Here is a 19314-nt window from a genome sequence, read left to right on the forward strand (position 1 = left end):
TTCAACCTGCCTTTGCCATCTGCATGAGGGTCACGCGCTGCTGCAGCCGACGCTGCGCCTGATCGACGACGACGGCGATGATGATCACCAGACCCTTGATGACCATCTGCCAGAAGGAGGAAACCCCCATCATGACCAGACCGTCGGAGAGAATGCCGATCACGAAGGCGCCGATGATCGTGCCGCCAATCGTGCCGCGTCCGCCCGACATCGAGGTGCCGCCAAGAACGGCCGCGGCAATCGCGTTGAGTTCGAAGCTCTCGCCTGTGGCTGGATGTGCGGCCATCAGCTCCGAGGAGATGACGATGCCGACGATCGCGGCGCAAAGACCGGAGAACATATAGACGAAGATTTTCACCAGATCGACGCGGATACCCGACATGCGCGCGGCGCGCTCGTTGCCACCGACAGCGAAGATATGTCGCCCGATCGGCGTCGAGCGCGCCACGTAGGCCGCAAGAAGCGCCAGCACGATCAGGATCCAGATCGAGACCGGAAGGCCGAGAATGCGGCCGGCACCGAAGAAATCGAAACCGGTCGTCGCATATTCCGGTCGGCCGACGAGGTTCGGGAAGGTCTGGCCGTCGGAGGAAAGCAGCGCCAGGCCTCGGGCGACATAGAGCGTGCCGAGTGTGGCGATGAAGGGCGCGACGTTGAGCTTGGTAATCAGCAAGCCATTGATCAGGCCGATGAAGAGACCGATGGCCAGCGTGATCAGCACGATCTCGGCGAGGTTGAAATAGACCGTATAGCCGATCGGCAGTTCGATGCCATACAGGATCAGGCCGCCGGCGACCATACCGCAGAGGCCGACGATCGAGCCGACCGAGAGGTCGATGCCACCGGTGATGATGACGAAGGTCATGCCCATCGCCAGGAAAGCATTCAGCGCCACATGCTTCGACATCAGGATCATGTTTGCGGTCGAGGTGAAGTTCGGCGCGAAGATCGAGAAGAAGATGATGACGGCAAAGAGCGCGATGAAGGTTCGAAGCTTCATCAGCGTCAGCAGGAAGGAGCCGTTCGCGCCCTTCGGCGCGGAATTGGATGCGGTAGCCGCCGTCATGACGCGAGTTTCCCTTGATGTTCGTGCCCCTTGGCGGAGGCCGCGATAATGGCTTCTTCTGTTGCCTGCGCGCGGTCGAAGACGGCGATGAGATGGCCGTTGCTGAGCACTGCGATGCGATCGGAGAGCGCCATGACCTCTTCGAGGTCGGAGGTTGAAAACAGGATGGCGAGACCGTTGGCAGCAAGCCGACGCATCGTGCGGAAGACATCCGCCTTGGCGCCGACATCGATGCCGCGGCTCGGTTCGTCCATCAAAAGGACCTTCGGATTGGTCATCAGCGCCTTGCCGATGACCACCTTCTGCTGGTTGCCGCCGGACATGGAGGTCACCTCGAAGTCCGGATTCGGTGCTTTGATGGAGAGATCGCGGATTGCCTCCGCGATGGCGTTCTTCTCCGCCTTGGCATTGATATGGAAGAGACGGGTGAACCGGCCGAGGCTCGCTAGCGTCAGGTTGGAAGCGATGGAGAGAACCTGCACCAGGCCCTCACGCTGCCGGTCCTCGGGAATGAGCGCGAGACCGCGGCGGATGCGTCGCGTCGTGTCCCGAGCGCGCACTTCCTTGCCGTCGATGAAGATCTTGCCGGTCGAATGCGCATGGCGACCGATGACGCATTCGAAGAATTCGCTTCGCCCGGCGCCCATCAGGCCATAAATACCGAGGATCTCGCCAGCTTTGACGGTCAATGAAACATCGTCGACCGCAAGCCCGCCGGTCGGACGGGGCAGGCTGATGTTCTCGGCCCGAAACATTTCCTTGCCAACTGCATGTTCGACGGATTTGGCGAAATCCTTGGCGTCCGAACCGATCATCGAGCGTACGATCCAGCGCGTGTCTATATCCCTAACCATCGCCTGGCCGGTAATCTGCCCGTCGCGCAGCACGGTGATGTAATCGCCGATCCGCATCAGCTCTTCGAGGCGATGCGAAATATAGACGATCGCCACCCCTTGCGCCTTCAGTTCGCCGATCACCTTGAAGAGGATCTCGACTTCCGCTGCCGACAGCGCCGATGTCGGCTCGTCCATGATCAGGATGCGGGCATTCAGCGACATTGCCTTGGCGATCTCGACAAGCTGCTGCTGGCCGATCGGCAGGTCCTCGACCATGGTCTCGGCATCGATCCCGGCATCGAGTCGCGCAAGGAATTCATTCGCTTTGCGGACCTGTTCCCTGTGGTCAATGCCGAGCACGCCGCGGGTCAGTTCGCGTGTTGCAAAGATATTTTCGGCAACCGACATGTTGGCGAAGAGATTGAGCTCCTGGAAGATCATGCCGATGCCGTGCGCCTGCGCATCCGCGGGGCTCGCGAAGGAAACGGTTTCCCCATCAAGGATGATATTCCCGAGCGTCGGCCGTTCGACGCCGGCGATAATCTTCATCAGTGTCGATTTGCCGGCGCCGTTTTCACCGACCAGCACGTTGACGGCACCGCGGCGCAGTTCGAGATTGGCGCGCTTGACGGCGACGATGCCGGAATAGACCTTCGACACATCGTCGAGGCGCAGGATGATATCGTCCTTGGGAGCCTCGGCCATCGTCATGGTGCCACCGTCAGCGCCGAAGGGGTCACGAGTGGGAGGTCGCTGCCTGATGGCAACGGGAAAGCGCCTGTTACGGTCACCGTCTTGCCGACCAGCCCGTCGCGCGGAACCGCCGACAGGAAAGCGCTGTTGGCCTTCTCATTGAAGGACTTGCCGAACTGCGCCCATTCGATCTGGTTCTTGAATTCGTTGAAATTGACGAAATCCAGCGTGTCTCGCAGCGCCGTGCCACGAATGGCCGGCCCGATCTGCACTTTTGCGTCGGCCTTGCCGTCGCCATCGGCATCGACATCAAGCGTCGCCGCCCGTGACGCCGTATCGGCGGCAATGACCTTGCCGCTGAACTTGACGGCATAGGTCCAGGGAGAGCTCGCCTGTTTGTGCGGATTGCCATATTTTTCGCCCGCCTGATCGGGGCTCGAAGCGGCGAGTGCCACGACGTCCTTGAGCCCGCCGGCACGCTTTTCGTAGTAGGGGACGACCTCAGGCTGCCAAATGGCCTCGACCTTGGCATTCGGATCGAATGCGCTCTTGGCCGTCGCTGCGGCTTTTTCTTCCGCAGTCGGTGTCTTGATGATCTTGCATCCGGGCAAAGCTGCCACGACGATCGCGGCAATCAGGACGCCCCTGATCCTCAACATGCTGTCAACCTCGAAATCAATGGAAATAAGTTGCAGGGAGCGTGGTCGCCCACGCTCCCTGCAACAGTCGGTCCGCCTTACTTTGCGATGGCAAAGGTCTCGAGCTTGCCGGCGTTGTCGGCATTGATGAGAACGCAGTCCATGAGCTGCTTTTCTTCCTTCGGTGCCGTCTTGTTCTTGATATAGGCGTCGGCCTGTTCGACAGCCATCTGGGCCTGTGCGTAGGCCGGTTGCAGCACGGTCGCCTTGATGCCGCCCGACTTGATGGAGTCGCGGACATCGTTGGAACCGTCGAAGCCGACGACGATCACGTCCTTGCGGCCGGCAGCCTGGAGGGCGGCGATTGCGCCCATGGCCATTGTATCGTTGCCGGAGATCACGCCCTTGATATCGGGATTGGCCTGCAGGATGGTTTCCATCTTGGCATAGGCTTCCGTCTGGCTCCAGTTGGCCGACTGCTTGGCGACGGACTTCAGGTCCGGATAGTCGTCGATGACGTCATGATAGCCCTGCGAGCGGATGCCGGCATTGGTATCGGACTCCTTGCCGACGAGCTCGACATAATTGCCCTTCTCGCCCATCAGCTTGACGAATTCCTGCGCGCCGAGCTGGGCACCCTGGTAGTTGTTCGACACGATCTGGGCGACGGCAACGCCAGTCGCATTGATTTCGCGGTCGATCAGGAAGGAGGGGATGCCGGCATCCTTGGCCTTCTTGACGGCGGCAACCGAAGCGTCTGCGCCGGCATTATCGAGGATGATCGCCTTGGCGCCGCGGCCGATCGCGGTATCGATCATTTCCGACTGCTTGTTGGCATCGTCGTCATGGGTCATGACGAGGGCTTCATAGCCGAGTTCCTTGGCCTTGGCTTCGGCGCCGACGGCCTCCGCCTTGAAGAATGGATTGTCGTGGGCCGGCGTGATGATGGCGATCAGGTCAGCCGAAAATGCCGGCATGGCAACGCCGAGCGACAGGGCGCCGGCGAAGGCTGCAAGGGTCAGTCTACACGTAAGGTTCATGGTTTTCCTCCCAGGTTTGACGCATGGCCGAACCAACCCCGGTTCGGCTGAATCCATGCGAAATGAAAACCGGCCCGTCTTCAAAGTCCCCCCCGGGCCGGCAAGGCGGCAAGGCTAAGCCCTGCCGCAGCAGTGTCAGGTGATGCGCCGGATGCTGTCGGCGATCTCCTGAGGTTCGAAGACCTTCTTCCAGTCGTCGCGCATGAGGGCTGGGATGCCGAACTCGATCGCCTTGTTGCAGGCATCCGAGAACACACCGTCGACTTCCTTGAAGATGACGGCGCCGAGCACGTTCATGTGGCCGAGCAGGAAGTCGCGAGCGGCTTCCGCCGGAACGCCGCGTGCGATGCATTCGTCCATCGCCTGGCGCATGATGACGAGCAGCGAGGCGCAGACGGTTTCCGAAAGCCCGGGTTCCAGCATCGCCATCTGATCGACAGTGACGCGGTGCGAGCGCATGACCGGCGCCCATATTACCTTGGCAATCTCTTCGCCGAGGCTATAGGCGCTTTCCGGCCCCTGCATCAGCGCCGAGACGATGTGCTGCTTGGCAAAGAGGCCGCCGAAATGATCCTTTTTCGCCTGCATATCCGTCTCATCGTTGAAGATCGGCGGATGGCAGGGGTGGGTGACGAAATAGGTGAGATCGTCACGCTTGGGCAGGTGACCGGCGAACGGAGCGGCGGCGTCGAGGGCGACGACCATCGTGCCGGGCTTCAGCCTGTCGACGATACCGGCGGCAACCTTGCCGATCGCTGTATCCGGCACGGCCAGGATCACGACCTCTGCGCCGTCGAGCGCTGCATCGGCGGGCGTGCAGTCGATGCCGAGATCGTTCTTCAGGCGCGCCTTGCCGACATCGCTGACCTCGACATGGCGCACATCAAAACGGGAACCTTTGAGATTCTTGGCTAGCCGGTATCCCATTTTTCCGCCGGCGCCAAAGAGGGCAATTGCAGTCATTTTTCCTCACCTTCGTATGTGGGATTGGTATCGTAACTGGTATGATGAGTCAATCACCATTCCATCGGCATTCGAGGGGCCGATCACACCTGATCGATAATCAGGATGTTCGTCCGTCCCGGATCTGCGCGAAGTAACCATCGGACCCGACCTGCCCGCCTTTCAGGGCAATCTGCAGTCCGTCCGTCGGCCCATGGCCGCCATGGGCGGTGCAGAGCGGCGAACCAGGGGTCTGCGGCAGCGGCAGCAGGGTCGTCAGCGCATCGACGCGCAATTCCTTCAGTGCGTGGCTCGACGTGTCGCCACCGGCGATGACCGCCCGCGAAAGCCCTTCGGTTTCGACAAGACGGCGCAGGATGGTTCCGAGCGCGCGACCGAGCCGATGACGGGCGCCTGGCAGCTGATCGATATCGGCGCCGCGATCGGCCGAAGGGCCAAGTGCAGTGTGCAGTATGACACTACGGCCGGCTTTCAGAGCAGCGAGACCCGCGGCGACCGCGACGTCCAGTACCGCCTCGGCATTCGCGCCGACCAGTGCCAGAGGATCGAGTGGAATGTCATGGAAACCGTCGGATATTGCCGTGCGAATCTGTCGCTCCGTCGTCGGCGAAACGCTGCCGGAAACGACGGCGAGCCGATCCACCTTGCCCGGCGACGGGAACTCTACACTCTGTCCGATCAGGCCTTTTTCGCGCCACGCGTTGAGAAGTGCATATTCGATGCCGGAGGAACCGGCGACGAAGCCGCCCTTGGCAGCCGCGATGCGCTGCAACTGTCGTCCGGCGGAAGACTGGCTGTCGCCAGAGTCGACGTCGAGAAGCAGGATGCCCGAGCCCTTGTTCGTCAGCTGGTCGATCCTGGCATCGGCATCGGATGATGCAAGCATTGTCAGGTCGGCGAGCGAAACGGCAAGCTCGGTCTGCTTGCCGAGATGCAAGGCAAGATCCGCCTCATGCATCGGTGTAACCGGATGGCGGCTCATGACCGGATGCCGGTCGATGCGGAAGACACGTCCCTGATAGGCAGCAAAGAGGTTGCCGAAGGCGGTATAGCGCTTGAGCTGCGGCGCGCCGACGATGACGGGCACGAGCTCTTGCTCGAATATGTCTTTGCCGATCTCGATCGCCTTGCCGATATTGCCGACCTCAGGCGCGGAATCGAAAGTCGAGCAGACTTTGTAGTGGCAGATGCTCGCCTGCAGCCCCTTCAGCCATTGGAAGGCCGGTGCAAGATGTTCCTGCATCCAGGCCGGGCTCTCACTGCGGCTCGTTCCGGCAATGCCGATGGCCCGGCAATCCTGGAAGCGATCGAGCAGCGCCTGATCGGGAATGCCGAGGAAGAGCACGGTGGGAATACCGTTGCTGGCGAGCGCTTCCATCACATCGGTGGAGCCGGTGAAGTCGTCGCCGTAGTAACTGACGAGCAGGTCGCGCATCGTTACGCAGCCTTCCCGTCGCCGAACTTGGCGATCGATGCCGCAAGTTCCGGATGATCTTTGGCATAGTCGTCGAGCGGAATATCGGCGACGGCCGCCTGCCAGGCCTGTTGGACCGCGCGCACGCCGGCGGCCGGCCCCTGCGGATGGCTGACGATGCCGCCGCCGCAGAGATAGAGCAGATCGGTGGTGCGGCCGGTGCGCTGATAGGTCTCCGGCGCCTGGCCGCCCCACTGGCCGGAGCCGGCGACAGGAAGCGGGCAGTCGGAGGGGCTAAAGAGCGGCGTGCTGATCGCCTTGAAGGAGGCAACGAAGCTTTCGTCCGGCTCCCAATATTTCACGCGAATGCCGTTGATCTGGAACTGGTCGACGCCAAGCAGCCGCCAGAGCTGCTGATAGACCTTGAAGTCGAGGCCGATGCCGGGATGGCGCGTCAGCACGTCCCAGCCATTGCGATGTGCATGCAGCACGAGGCCGGAGCGCTTGCGCAGGAAGCTCATGCCGCCGAAGCCGATGGAGTTGATATTGACGACGGCGCAGTTGCCGCCTGCCTCAAGCACGAGATCATGGTTGCGCATCATCTCGTCGGGATCGGCATGGGAGATGCCGAACGCATACATGACCTTCCTTCCGGTCTTCTGCTCGTGATCGAGAATGCGAGGCATGATGGCCGCCACGCGCTCTTTCAGCGGCGAATAGGCGGGGCTCATCAGCTTCTCGTCGTCCTTGATGAAGTCGACGCCGGATTCGATCAGTTCGCCGACGAGCTCAGCCGTCTCATATGGACGCAGACCGAGCGCCGGTTTGACGATCGTGCCTATGATCGGCCGTCCCTCGACGCCGGTCAGGCGCCGGCTGCCGGGAATGCCGAATTGCGGGCCGGGATGGGCATCCCTGAAAGCCTCGGGAAGTTTCATGTCGATGACGCGCAGGCCCGTCATGCCCTTGATCGAGAAGGTTCCGCCGATCGCGATCGTCATCAGCGCCGAAAGGTCGGTGCCGATCGCATCGAGCGGGAAAGCGATATCGGCATCGGCGCGATTAAGCCGCACTCCGTCAGGCGCTTCCGGCCAGGACGGGTGACTTGCATCTTCCAGCGGCCGGATGGCGAGCACCCGGGCGGCGACACGCGACTTCAATTCCTCAGTCTCGCCCGGAACCGGAACGAAGGTTCCGGTCGATTGATCGGAAGCGATCTTGTTCGCCATCGCTTCAACGCTGCCGGGCGTCTCGATGCGGTAGGTCAGGACTATCATCATGAAATTGCCGGTTGCTCCTCTCGCCACATCAAGAAGCCATGGCGTCAACTTGTAATCTGGTATAATGAGTATTCCATTTTCTGCAACGGAAATTTTCAACAGGTGTGAATTTCGCGTGGCGCGCTTTGTCGTCGGTCGGTGGAAATGCTAAAGGGAGAGAAGATTTGAGCCAGCGAGACGCCATGACCTCAGCCATCGAGCCAATAGTCCGTCGAAAACTGTCCGATGAGGTTTTTGACCGGCTGGAACGGCTGATCACGTCAGGAGAGTTGCAACCGGGCGACGAGATGCCCTCCGAGCGCGTTCTGATGGAACGCTTCGGCGTCGGTCGTCCGGCGATCCGCGAGGCGATGCAGTCTCTCGCCAACAAGGGTCTCGTCAGCATCTCGCACGGGGAGCGTGCGAAGGTCCTGAAACTGACCGCCCAGTCGATCTTCCGGCAGGTCGATCTGACGGCGAAGATCATGCTGGCGCAATCGGCCGATTCGCTGGAGCACCTGAAGAGCGCCCGTATCTTCTTCGAACGCGGCATGGCGCGTGAAGCGGCGCAACGCGCCAAACGCGCTGACGTCGAGGCGCTTCGCGAGATCATCGACCATCAGCGCGCATCGCTCGGCCATGCCGAGGAATTCATCTCCGCCGACATGCGCTTTCATACGCGCATCGCCCAGATTTCCGGCAATCCGATCTATGTGGCCGTCAGCGAAGCCATGCTGGCATGGCTGAAGGAATATCACACGGAAATGCTGATCTGGACCGGCAAGGAAAAATATACGCTCGCCGAACATGAAGAGATCCTGGAGCAGCTTGCCGCCAACGATGCCGACGGCGCCGAAGCCGCGGTGCTCAAGCATCTGGAGCGCTCTCGCTCGCTTTACATGAAGTAGACAGTCGCTTGCGGCGAACGGCGCGCCAATGCCGTTCGCGCGCAAACAGAATGTCAGTGGTGGCAGCAGTCCTGAGCCGTTTCAGCTGACGGCGGAACGTAGGCGGCAAATTCCTGTTCGAGAGCCTTGATGACGCCGGTGCGCCAGCGATCGGCAAAGCGTTCGGAATAGGGATCGGGGAAGATATCCTCCTCGCCTCTTTCGAAGCCGTCGAATATTCCTGACGCCACCAGGCCGGGCGGCGACTTCGGCACCTCGAATCCGCGCGTCATGTCGGTATCAACAGGTCCGGTGAAACAGCTGTGCACCGCCACGCCACGCGCCGACAGGAGCGCTCGGAAGGCTTGCATCAGGTTATGTGCCGCCGCTTTCGAAATCGAATAGGCCGGTGTGGACGCGACCGGCACGAGCGCCGACAGGGAGAGGTTGTTGATGATGGCGCCTTTCGATCGCACCAGTGCCGGCAGAAACGCCTGGGTCACCCTTAGCGGCCCGAAGAAATTGACTGCCAGATGGCGATTGATGATGTCCGTATCGCCGAGATCGTCAGGTATGAAGATGCCGGCATTGTTGATGAGGATATCGAGGTTCTCGACAGCGGCGGCCGCTTTCTGGACGTCCCACTCGTCGGTAATATCGAGGTTCACGAAGACCACGCGGTCATCCTCATGGTGCTGCTCGCCGCGCGATCCTGCATAGATGCGTTTTGCGCCGCGCCGCAGCGCTTCGTCCATGAGAGCCCGGCCGATGCCGCGATTGGCGCCTGATATCAGGACCGTTTTGTTTTCGATGTTCAAGGCTTGCTCCTGTAAATGGTCGTGCCATCAGGAGGGGTTTCCGGATGGTCATCGTGGAGCCTAGGCCGAGGTATGGACACGCGGGAGTAACAAGTCTGGCGGGATTTCAGCCCCTAAGCGGATCGCCGGACCGCCGCGCAAGCGACGGTCGCACGGGCGGCAGGAGAGCGAACCAAAGCAGTCGATCAGTTTTCGATCTGCTGCTCCGAGACGACGCTGACGATGACTTCGTCGTGCCCATTCGGATACAGGGGCAAATCGAGCGTGATCGCTTGCTTGCGCTCGGAAGACGAGGCCTCGAAGAATTTCCTGATGCGCCCCTGACCATTCTTCGTGCCGGACGCCTTGGCGCGCGTCTCATCGACGAGGCGACGCTCAAATGCCGCAGCGTCGACTTCCGCATAGGCCATGGTGCAGCTTTCCACCTTGCTGTCGCCTACAGACGCCCGCGCGACGACGAGGGCCTCGAATGACCCATCTCCTTCCGTGGTCAGATTCCAGCCTTCCAGCGCGACCGGATTTTCCACCGGCGTGAGGCTGGTGGTCATGTCCGTTGCGAGAGCTGGCCAGTCCCGGTCCTTCGCAGCGGCGACGGTGCGCTGGAAATCCGGCCCCCGCCCGAGGCAACGTTCGCTGAATTGACCATACGGATCCGGCTGGTCGGCCGCCGCAACGCCGGCAAGGCCGGTGAGAAGGATCGCCGTCGAAAGGCAGTCTGTTATCCTGCGCTTGCTTGCCATATGTCAGCCCAATGCCTCCCCGGATGTTTCGCGCTGGCGCGATCCACCTTACCATTGCAATGAAAAGGGAGAAATAATGGCCGCCGTGCCCCCGGAACTTGCCATGGGTGCATGTCGATCGCGGCGAGAAGGACCGATCGCGGCGTTAACCATCCACGGCCTTGCCCCTGGCAAAGATCGTCAACTCGCAATATTCATGCCCGGAGGGGATCACCATGAAGAAACTTATTTCGATCGCGGTCAGCATGCTTTTTGTCGGCGCGCCCGTGCTTGCGCAGTCGAGCGTGACCGCCACGCATACGAACCGCCCCATTGAGCACTACCGCGCCTATATCGGGGAGGCTGATCTCTTCAATTCGAAAGGAACGCGGCTCACGCAACCTTGGCAGATCATCCGCCAGGATCGAGCGAATTTCCATCAATACGGTATCCGCGACAATGATGACCAGTCGGACTCCTTCTTTGCCGATCCCGCCAATCGTCAATCCCTTGAAGTCATGCTCCGCAACGGGACCATGACCGGGGAAGCTGCTGCAATGATCGTTCACGGCAATGTCTGGATTGACGTCGATATCTATGGCAGCCAGGGGACCGGACGCTGGATCGATGTGACGGTTTCCGACTGACGGTCCACCCGGCCAGCCGACTCAGGTGCGAGGCCACGGGCGGCGAGCACTACAAGGCGCATTGAGCAGCGCCTTGTTTCGTCGTTAGCCGGCCTTAGCCCGCAAGGCGGCATTCTCAGCTTCCAGTTCTGCGAGGCGCTGGCGGAGCGGCTCGACGGCGACAGCAATTTCCGCCTCGGTATAACGCGGCGTTATATGCTGCGGGCAGTTCCAGTCGAAAGCTTCGAGGCGCAGGCGGAAGAGGCGTTCCGGCTTTGCCCGATAGCCAGGCGTGGCCAGCAGGTCCGTCAGCTTGGGATCGGCGTCGAACGAGAGCTTTTCGGCATGCGCATAGATCTTCAGCCTTGCGCGACGGGCATAGTCCATCAGAAACAGGCAGACCTTGTCATTGGCAGCAATATTGCCGGTGCTGATGTACTGGCGATTGCCGCGATAATCCGCAAAGCCAAGCGTGCGGTCATCGACCACTTTCAGAAAACCCTGCGGGCCGCCCCGATGCTGCACATAGGGCCAGTCCGTTTCGGAAACGGTGGCCATGTAGAAGCTGTCGCGAGAGGCGATAAAGGCTCTTTCGTTTTCCGTGAAGCGGTCGAAGCTCCGGTCCGTCGGCAGATTGGTCCAGAAGTCCTGGAGTCCCATTTCTGCCTGGGCGGCGCGCACGCTGGGTGTCGAGGCTATGTCGAGAAATCCGTAGGACATGATCCATCTCCTCAAGGTTGGACGGAGCGGAGCTTCACCCCGCTCCTCATCCGTCAGGCCGCATTGGCGGCCGGCACAGCCGGGAAGTCGATATCGGTCTTTGCAACTTCGTTCAGATAATTGGTGAAGGTGTTCTCCGCGACCAGAGCGACGATTTCGACGATCTGCGCATCTGAAAAGCCGGCAGCACGCACGGCGGCTATGTCACTGTCAGTGATATGACCGCGAGCCTCGGCGATCTTGGCCGCAAAGCTGACGGCAGCACTCGCCCTGGCATCGGCGGACGTACCTTTGCGGTTCAGCGCGATTTCGTCTGGGCTGATTTTTGCAAGGTTAAGGCCGAGATAGGTATGGGCGGAAAGGCAATAGTCGCAGCCGTTCACTTGTGCGACGGCGAGCGCAATGCGTTCACGGGTCTTGACGTCGAGCGTCTTCGACAACGCCCCCTGAAAGCCGGTGAAAGCCGTCAGCGCTGCCGGGCTGTTGGCAACCAGGCGAAAAATGTTCGGAACGAAACCGAGTGCCTTCTGGATGCCGTCAAGTATCGGCCTCGCCGCATCAGGGGCGTCGTCTTTAGCGGGAATAGAAATGCGGGACATGGAAGATCTCCTTCGGAACAGGGCAAACCGTGATTGGCTTGTTGATACGAATGTGTCGATTTCCATCCACAAAGAGAATATGCTTTAAATGAAAGTGATTTTACCAGAAATTGGAAGAATGCTGTGGATCGGTTCGAAGCCATGTCGATCCTGCTGGAGGTGGTGGACAGGGGAAGCCTGTCGGCGGCCAGCCGTTCGCTGAAAATTCCGCTGCCGACGCTGAGCCGCAAGATTACCGAGCTCGAGGCTCTGCTTTCAACGAAACTGCTCACCCGAACTACTCGCAAGATCGCCCTCACAGATGCAGGGGCTACCTATCTGGAAGCCGCAAAACGCATTCTTGAACAGGTCGAGGAAGCCGAACGCCAGGCATCGGGAGAGTTTGCGATGCCGAAGGGCGAGTTGGTGATCACGGCGCCGGTGCAGTTCGGCCGCCTTCACGTCCTGCCTGTCGTGACCGATTTTCTGGCCGCCTTTCCGGCGATCAACGTGCGTCTGATGTTGGCCGACCGGAATATCGATCTCGTCGAAGAGCATGTCGACATGGCAGTGCGGATCGGCAATCTGCCCGATAGCGCCATGGTCGCAACACGCGTCGGCTCGGTTCGCCGGGTGGTTTGCGGCAGTCCTGGTCTGTTTGCCAGTCGTGGCGTGCCGAAGGAGCCGGCCGATCTCCTGGATCTGCCCTGCATTGGCGTTGAAGTGCTAACCCCGTTTGCAGGCTGGCAGTTTCGGAAGTCCGGCATCGGCAAACCGATCGAGGTGGCGGTCACGCCGCGGCTTTCCGTCACCACGACGGAAGCGGCTGCGGAGGCGGCGATCCGCGGTGCCGGCGTCACCCGGCTGCTCTATTATCAGGTGGCACAAGACGTTTCCGCAGGCACACTGAGGCTGGTGCTCGAGGATTTCGAACCCGAACCGGCGCCCATCCACCTCATTCATCTTGCGCGTGGGCAGATGCCGCTGAAGATGCGTCATTTCCTTGATTTCGCCGCACCTCGGCTGCGGGCGAGCACCGCGGCCCTTCAATCCTCGTCGCAGCAGCGAAACGCCGCATCACATTCTTCGTGACGCCGCATTGGGGACGCTCCATACCGGTGAAATTTGCATTCGTCAAAATATCGTTTGAATCCTAACTATGTTGATGCTATTAAAGTGCCATGCAATCGCTCACCTCCCTGCAGCGCGTGTTCACCGCGAACCTTTTGTCGACCGGCCGCAACTGGCGCCGGGCGGTGGATCTTGCGCTGACTTCCCACGGCATTTCGGAAGCCTGCGCGGCGCCGCTGTTGTGGATCGGACGTCTCGGCGGCGGCGTGCGTCAGATTGTGCTGGCCAATCATGTCGGTATCGAAGGGCCGTCGCTGGTGAGGCTGCTCGACCAGCTGGAGGCGCTCGAGCTCGTGGTGCGCAAGGACGACCCGATCGACAGGCGGGCAAAAGGTCTCTGGCTGACGGAGGAGGGCCAGAGCCTCGCAACCCGCATGGAAGCCATTCTCGACGACCTGCGCGGCAGGATCCTCGCAAATGTCAGTGAAGCCGATCTCGAAGCGGCGGTGCGCGTCCTCGCTGCCTTCGAAGAGATCAGCCCGTCGCAGGTTGCGGCCGTAACCCAGAAGTTCGAGGAGACACCGTGACCCTTCCCTCCTGGCGGGACTGGCTCTTCTCGGCCAAGGCCTTTCTCGCTTCCATGCTTGCCCTTTTCGTCGCCCTGTCCCTCGATCTGCCACGGCCCTACTGGGCGATGGCGGCCGTCTATGTCGTTGCCAATCCGCTTGCAGGTGCGACCAGCTCCAAGGGCCTTTATCGCGCGCTCGGCACCCTGCTTGGTGCCAGCGCAGCGGTCTTCTTCGTGCCGCTCTTCGTCAACGCGCCGGAGCTCTTGAGCATTGTTATCGCGCTCTGGACCGGCACGCTGCTCTTCATTTCGATGCTGGACCGATCCTCGCGCAGCTATGTCTTCATGCTGGCAGGCTATTCCCTGCCGCTGATCGCCCTGCCGTCGGTCGGTTCGCCCGACACCATCTTCGATACGGCGCTCGCCCGCTCGGAAGAGATCATCATCGGCATCGTCTGCGCGAGCCTCGTCAGCGCCGTCGTCTTCCCGACCAGCGTGCGCAGCGTGCTCGGCCAGCGCATCGCCACCTGGCTCGACGATGCCGGAAGCTGGGCGAACGATATTCTGCGCGGTGAGGGCGCCACACCGGCTACACCCCTGAAGCGGCAGAAACTGGCGGCTGACGTCACCGGCCTCGATCTCATCATCAGCCAGCTCGGCTATGATGCCGGCAGCCGCGATATCGTACGCCATTCGCGCGAATTGCGTGGTCGTCTCCTGATGCTTCTGCCGCTCTTCTCCTCGCTTGCCGACCGGCTACATGCCCTGCGGGCCGAAGGCGAGACGCTCCCAAAAGACCTGATCTGCCTCTTGAACGAGGTTGCCGACTGGCTCGGCCGCGGCGCGAAATCGCAGGCTGACGATACGGCCGAAAAACTGGTGCGGCAGATCGAAAGCCTGCGCGAGACCGATCCGGACCGCCGCTGGAGCGACCTGCTTTTGTCGAGCGCGCTGGCGCGTCTGAAGGAGATCGTCGATCTCTGGCAGGATTGCCTGACGCTGCGCGACGAAATCGTCAGCGGCACACATTCCGGTCCCTGGCGGCCAGCCTTTCGCCATCGCCAGATCGTCGGCCGTATCAGGCATTTCGATTATGCGCTGCTTGCCTTCCAGGCAGGCGCCGTTGTTGCCGGCATTCTCGTCGCCTGCATGTTCTGGATCTATAGCGGCTGGCAGAACGGCGCCGGTTTCGTCACCATGGCGGCCGTTGCCTGCTCTTTCTTCGCCTCGCTCGATCGGCCGGCCCCCTTCATCACCTCGATGTTCATCTGGTGCGGCGTCAGCCTCGTCATCTCCTTCGTCTACATTTTCGGCATCCTGCCGATGGTCAACAGCTACGAGCTGCTGGTTCTGGTCTTCGCTCCGCCCTTCCTGCTGCTCGGCCTGATGATCCCGAAGCCGCAGTTCAATATGCTCGCCATGCTGCTCACGGTGAACAGCGCCTCCTTCATTGCGCTGCAGGATCGCTATGCCTCGGATTTCACCACCTTCACCAATGAGGCCATCGCGGCCCTCGCCGGCATCGGCTTTGCCCTGGTCTGGACTCTGATTGCCCGCCCCTTCGGCGCGGAGCTTGCCGCCTGGCGCCTGGTGCGGGCGGGCTGGAGCGATCTTGCCGAGACGGCTGCCGGCGAGCGCCGCGCCGATCACGAGAAACTCTCCGGCCGCATTCTCGATCGCCTCGGCCAGCTCGTTCCGCGCCTTGCTGTCGTCGAGGATCGCGAGCTGAAGAAAGTGGATGGCTTTGCCGAAGTGCGCATCGGCTTCAACGTGCTAGTGCTGCAGAACGAGCGCAAGAAACTGCGTGGCGCCAGCGCGGCTTCGCTCGGCGCTGTTCTCTCCGGCATTGCCGATTTCTACCACGGCCGTATCGAGGCCGGCCGGGCGGTCGTTCCGCAGGATGGCCTGCGCCAGTCGATCGACGACAGCCTGAAGATCATCGCGCTCGAAGACGACATGCGCGGCGCCGAGAGTATCGACGCACTTGTCGGTGTCAGGCGCGCACTTTTCCCTGACGCAGCTCCGCCAGAAAGCTGGCAGGCGGCCGAGGTTGCGCCGCAACTTCTACCGCTTGCCGCTGAGTAATTGTCATGCCCGCAGAATTTGATGTTTACGGCGTCTATGTGCCACGCCTCCTTGTTCTCATGGTGCTGAGCCTTCTCTTGATCATCGTCGTCAGACGGATGCTTGCCTGGCTCGGTGCCTATTCCCTCGTCTGGCATCGCGGTCTCTTCGACCTTGCCCTTTACGTGCTCGTCCTCGGAGCCGTCTCCTCCATCACACGCTGGTACTTTGCATGAACGCCCTGAAATTCACTGGCCGCCTTATCGTCACCCTTGCCGTTGTCATCGCGGCCGTCTTCGTTGGCCGCGGTCTCTGGGGCCACTACATGGACGAACCCTGGACGCGCGATGCGCGCCTGCGCGCCGATGTCGTCGGGATCGCGCCTGATGTTTCCGGCCTTGTCAGCGACGTGCTCGTTACCGACAACCAGATGGTGAGGAAAGGCGATGTCCTTTTCCGCATTGATCGCGAACGGTTCGCGATCGCTCTCACCCAGTCTGAGGCAGCGCTTGAAAGCAGCAAGGCCGCCCTCGACCAGGCGCATCGCGAGCGCGAGCGTCAGGGCCGCCTCGGCGACGCCGCCTCTCTGCAGCAGAAGGAACAGGCGCAGACGGCGGAAGAACAGGCAGAGGCCGCCTTCCGACAGGCGAAAGCCAACCGTGATCTCGCGGCGCTCAATCTCGACCGCTCCGAGATCAAGGCAACGGTCAACGGCACGGTTTCCAATCTCAGCCTGCGACCGGGCGACTATGTCAGCGCCGGCACTGCCAAGATCGCGCTGATCGATACGGATTCGCTGCGCGTCGAGGGCTATTTCGAGGAAACCAAGCTGCCGCGCATCCACCCCGGCGATAAGGTTTCCATCCACCTGATGGGGCATTCGCAGAGCCTTGACGGCCATGTCGAAAGTATTGCGACCGGCATCGAGGATCGCGAACGCACTTCCGGCACCGGTCTGCTTGCCAATATCAACCCGACCTTCAGCTGGGTGCGTCTTGCCCAGCGCGTGCCGGTGCGCATCAGCATCGACAACGTTCCTGACGATGTCAGGCTGATTGCCGGCCTGACGGCGACTGTCGAGGTGGATAAGAGCTGATCGTAAGCCGCCACGCTCTCGCCTAGCCTTCGAATCTGGACAATAGTCGAGGCTGCATCAGATCGAAATGACACCACGGAGTTCCGTCAGAATGGTAAAATCCGCTTTCAGGCATGCGCTTGTCGCGGTTGTGCTGATGTTATCCGCGATTTCCGCGATGGGGCACAACCAGGCCGTCGCCACCTGGAGCGATTTCATCAGGGGCAGGCACGATCTGACCGCCCTCAATGAGCAGAAGCGGAAGAAAATTCTTAGTGAACTCGGCGCGGCGATTATCGCCGATCCCGCCGGCGTGAGTGATGAGATCGAGAGGAGCAGCGGCGCGCCGGCTCTTTGCCAATATGTCCGTCTCATGTTCGCGAGCGATAGGGCCGCCGAGGTGGTTGATCAGCTTGATGCTGTGCTCCATTGGGGCAAACGGGATAAATCCATCCAGGAGAGGCTTGGCGCCCCGACCTTCGACGACGGCAGCGCCTGGTTTCCGAGGGCCAAGAGAGCCGGCTATTTCACAGGCTGTGTGGCTGGAACGCTGGACAGGAGGAGGAAGGGCGGCCCAAACCTTGCGGGTCGGCTGGCCTTGCTTTTGAAAGCAAGGGATCAGACCGCCATCACCCTGCAGATCGCCGAGCGCCTGAAGATTGGGCCACTCCCCAAGGGCGATACCTACGGCAAATGGATACTGGATGGCCTGGCGAAGAAGGAACTCTTGTCGGATGATGCGCTTGACTGGTTCGAGCTCGGCTTCGACAGATCCTATTGAGCGGTGTCGGAGCTTCAACGCATGCGCAAGTCTGGACTTCAATCCAGGTGAAACACCTCCGGCATCATTGCCCACCATTCGCTTTCCTTGCGCGTAGCAAGCGGCTTCTGGCAGGGCATGCAGGCCGCCCACCATTCCTGGTTTTTCGGGTCGGCGGCCATCTTCGCCATGTCGGCATCGAAATCGTGACCGACATATTCCCAATAGCCGAAAAGCAGGTTTTCCGGCTCCTTGAGGTAGATTGAATAGTTGGTGATGTTGCAAGCCGAGAGCAGCGCCAGGATCTCCGGCCAGACGGCGGCATGCAGCGTCTTGTAGTCTGCGACCTTGTCGGGCTCCAGGCCGATCACCATGCCCATGCGCTGCATATTCTATTGCCCTTGTGTGATTTCCGTGGTGAACTCGGCGACGCTGCGGGCCTTCACGGCATCCCAATCCCATTCGATGCCGATGCCGGGTTCGGAAGGGGCGACGGCGCGACCGTTTCGGATCTCCATGCCCTTGGCCGTCAGGTCGTCCAGCTGCGGGATATATTCGACATATTTGCCGTTCTGGATGGCGCAGACCAGGCTGACATGCAACTCCATCAGGAAATGCGGGCAGACGGGGATATCGAAGGCTTCGGCCGCATGTGCCACCTTCAGCCAGGGCGTGATGCCGCCGATGCGGGCGACGTCGACCTGCACGATCGAGCAGGCGCCCTTCTGCATATACTCGCGGAAATGCCGGATCGAATAGAGGGATTCACCGACGGCGATCGGCGTCGGGGTCGAGCGTGACAGCCGGATATGGCCGTCGAGATCGTCGGCCGGCAGCGGCTCTTCGATCCACGCGAGATCGAGTTCTTTCAGCCGCGCCGCGCGGCGGATCACTTCATCGACTGTAAAGCCCTGATTGCAGTCAGTCATGATCTCGAAACCGTCACCGAGCGCCGCACGCATCGCAGACAGCCGGTCGTAGTCCTCGGCGCCGTGCGGCTTGCCGATCTTCACCTTCGAACCGGAAAAGCCCTTGGCCTTCGCCTGCAGGGCGTCTTCGACAAGCGCTTCCTTCTCGATATGCAGCCAGCCGCCTTCGGTCGTATAGAGCGGGGAGCTCTCCTTCGCGCCGCCGGCCAGTTTCCAGAGCGGCAGACCCTGCTTCTTTGCCCTGAGATCCCAGAGCGCGGTATCGACGGCGGCGAGTGCCAGCGCTGTTATCGCACCGATCGTCGTGGCATGTGTGGCAAATTCCAGCCTGTGCCAGATCGCCTCGATGCAATCGGCATCCTCGCCGATCAGGAGCGGGGCCAGATGGTCCGACAGAAGCCGCATGACGGAGGAACCGCCTGTCCCGATCGTATAGGAATAACCGGTGCCGGAAGCCCCGTCGGAATCGGTGATGGTGACGATTGGTGTTTCCTGGCTGACGAAGCTCTGGATCGCATCGGTGCGCTTCACCTTCGGCGGCAGGTCCACCATGCGCAGTTCGATCTTTTCAATGCGGGCCATGGTTCCTC

Annotated in this window: 21 protein-coding genes; 8 read left to right on the forward strand and 13 right to left on the reverse strand. The window is 61.1% G+C overall.

The genetic code is table 11. From position 1 onward, the window contains the following. Position 1 precedes the first annotated feature (1 nt). From FHT93_RS31895 to oiaX, 7 genes are all read right to left on the reverse strand, one after another. A complete protein-coding gene (locus tag FHT93_RS31895) occupies positions 2-1066 on the reverse strand; it encodes an ABC transporter permease (protein WP_112969595.1) in 1065 nt (354 codons plus the stop codon). Further along, entirely contained in the window at positions 1063-2613 is a 1551-nt protein-coding gene (locus FHT93_RS31900; protein WP_113202252.1) for a sugar ABC transporter ATP-binding protein, read from the reverse strand. The genes FHT93_RS31895 and FHT93_RS31900 overlap by 4 nt, the downstream gene beginning before the upstream one ends. Next, positions 2610-3254 carry a DUF2291 domain-containing protein gene (locus tag FHT93_RS31905; protein ID WP_018114334.1) on the reverse strand — a complete coding sequence of 215 codons (645 nt, stop codon included), beginning with the start codon at positions 3252-3254 and terminating at the stop codon, positions 2610-2612. The genes FHT93_RS31900 and FHT93_RS31905 overlap by 4 nt, the downstream gene beginning before the upstream one ends. Before the next feature lie 77 nt (positions 3255-3331). Beyond that, positions 3332-4273 carry a D-ribose ABC transporter substrate-binding protein gene (locus FHT93_RS31910; RefSeq protein ID WP_183851139.1) on the reverse strand — a complete coding sequence of 314 codons (942 nt, stop codon included), beginning with the start codon at positions 4271-4273 and terminating at the stop codon, positions 3332-3334. Between the two features lie 135 nt (positions 4274-4408). Continuing rightward, entirely contained in the window at positions 4409-5236 is an 828-nt protein-coding gene (locus tag FHT93_RS31915; protein WP_112542029.1) for a phosphogluconate dehydrogenase C-terminal domain-containing protein, read from the reverse strand. Positions 5237-5336: 100 nt separating this feature from the next. Beyond that, positions 5337-6671 carry a four-carbon acid sugar kinase family protein gene (locus FHT93_RS31920; RefSeq protein ID WP_183851140.1) on the reverse strand — a complete coding sequence of 445 codons (1335 nt, stop codon included), beginning with the start codon at positions 6669-6671 and terminating at the stop codon, positions 5337-5339. 2 nt (positions 6672-6673) lie between these two features. Beyond that, on the reverse strand, positions 6674-7930 hold the full coding sequence (gene oiaX, locus FHT93_RS31925) for a 3-oxo-isoapionate-4-phosphate decarboxylase OiaX (RefSeq protein ID WP_113211021.1): 1257 nt from the start codon (positions 7928-7930) through the stop codon (positions 6674-6676). Positions 7931-8112: 182 nt separating this feature from the next. On the opposite strand from oiaX, the gene FHT93_RS31930 reads away from it, so the two are divergent. Beyond that, positions 8113-8817 (forward strand): transcriptional regulator NanR, encoded by a 705-nt coding sequence (locus tag FHT93_RS31930; protein ID WP_018115444.1) that lies wholly within the window; start codon positions 8113-8115, stop codon positions 8815-8817. Between the two features lie 53 nt (positions 8818-8870). Here the strand turns inward: FHT93_RS31930 and FHT93_RS31935 are convergent, their stop codons facing one another. After that, entirely contained in the window at positions 8871-9614 is a 744-nt protein-coding gene (locus FHT93_RS31935) for an SDR family NAD(P)-dependent oxidoreductase (RefSeq protein ID WP_183851141.1), read from the reverse strand. 185 nt (positions 9615-9799) lie between these two features. Continuing rightward, on the reverse strand, positions 9800-10354 hold the full coding sequence (locus FHT93_RS31940; RefSeq protein ID WP_112542034.1) for a hypothetical protein: 555 nt from the start codon (positions 10352-10354) through the stop codon (positions 9800-9802). Positions 10355-10569: 215 nt separating this feature from the next. Here FHT93_RS31940 and FHT93_RS31945 point away from each other — a divergent pair, with 215 nt between their 5' ends. Next, the gene (locus tag FHT93_RS31945; RefSeq protein WP_183851142.1) at positions 10570-10980 is read left to right on the forward strand and encodes a hypothetical protein; all 411 of its coding nucleotides are present in this window, start codon (positions 10570-10572) and stop codon (positions 10978-10980) included. Positions 10981-11064: 84 nt separating this feature from the next. Here the strand turns inward: FHT93_RS31945 and FHT93_RS31950 are convergent, their stop codons facing one another. Beyond that, positions 11065-11679: a pyridoxamine 5'-phosphate oxidase family protein gene (locus FHT93_RS31950; protein ID WP_183851143.1), complete on the reverse strand. Its 615-nt coding sequence runs from the start codon at positions 11677-11679 to the stop codon at positions 11065-11067. A gap of 53 nt (positions 11680-11732) precedes the next feature. After that, positions 11733-12278, reverse strand: a complete 546-nt coding sequence (locus tag FHT93_RS31955) for a peroxidase-related enzyme (RefSeq protein ID WP_183851144.1) — start codon at positions 12276-12278, stop codon at positions 11733-11735. 123 nt (positions 12279-12401) lie between these two features. On the opposite strand from FHT93_RS31955, the gene FHT93_RS31960 reads away from it, so the two are divergent. From FHT93_RS31960 to FHT93_RS31985, 6 genes are all read left to right on the forward strand, one after another. After that, complete coding sequence (locus FHT93_RS31960) at positions 12402-13349, forward strand: LysR substrate-binding domain-containing protein (protein ID WP_183851145.1); 948 nt, start codon at positions 12402-12404, stop codon at positions 13347-13349. Between the two features lie 89 nt (positions 13350-13438). Continuing rightward, positions 13439-13915 (forward strand): MarR family transcriptional regulator, encoded by a 477-nt coding sequence (locus tag FHT93_RS31965; protein WP_018115436.1) that lies wholly within the window; start codon positions 13439-13441, stop codon positions 13913-13915. Further along, a complete protein-coding gene (locus tag FHT93_RS31970) occupies positions 13912-15981 on the forward strand; it encodes an FUSC family protein (protein WP_183851146.1) in 2070 nt (689 codons plus the stop codon). Before FHT93_RS31965 ends, FHT93_RS31970 begins: the two co-directional genes overlap by 4 nt. Before the next feature lie 5 nt (positions 15982-15986). After that, entirely contained in the window at positions 15987-16196 is a 210-nt protein-coding gene (locus FHT93_RS31975; protein ID WP_112542040.1) for a DUF1656 domain-containing protein, read from the forward strand. After that, a complete protein-coding gene (locus tag FHT93_RS31980; protein ID WP_112969607.1) occupies positions 16193-17056 on the forward strand; it encodes an HlyD family secretion protein in 864 nt (287 codons plus the stop codon). The genes FHT93_RS31975 and FHT93_RS31980 overlap by 4 nt, the downstream gene beginning before the upstream one ends. 91 nt (positions 17057-17147) lie before the next feature. Beyond that, positions 17148-17816 carry a hypothetical protein gene (locus FHT93_RS31985; protein ID WP_112969608.1) on the forward strand — a complete coding sequence of 223 codons (669 nt, stop codon included), beginning with the start codon at positions 17148-17150 and terminating at the stop codon, positions 17814-17816. Between the two features lie 38 nt (positions 17817-17854). Here the strand turns inward: FHT93_RS31985 and FHT93_RS31990 are convergent, their stop codons facing one another. Together FHT93_RS31990 and FHT93_RS31995 are read right to left on the reverse strand one after the other, a co-directional pair. After that, positions 17855-18184: an L-rhamnose mutarotase gene (locus FHT93_RS31990; RefSeq protein ID WP_183851147.1), complete on the reverse strand. Its 330-nt coding sequence runs from the start codon at positions 18182-18184 to the stop codon at positions 17855-17857. A gap of 3 nt (positions 18185-18187) precedes the next feature. Beyond that, positions 18188-19306, reverse strand: coding sequence for a mandelate racemase/muconate lactonizing enzyme family protein (locus FHT93_RS31995; RefSeq protein WP_183851148.1), 1119 nt, complete (start codon positions 19304-19306; stop codon positions 18188-18190). Positions 19307-19314: the final 8 nt, after the last annotated feature.

Origin of the sequence: Rhizobium sp. BK379 (genome assembly GCF_014193955.1) — a bacterium.
GTDB lineage: Bacteria > Pseudomonadota > Alphaproteobacteria > Rhizobiales > Rhizobiaceae > Rhizobium.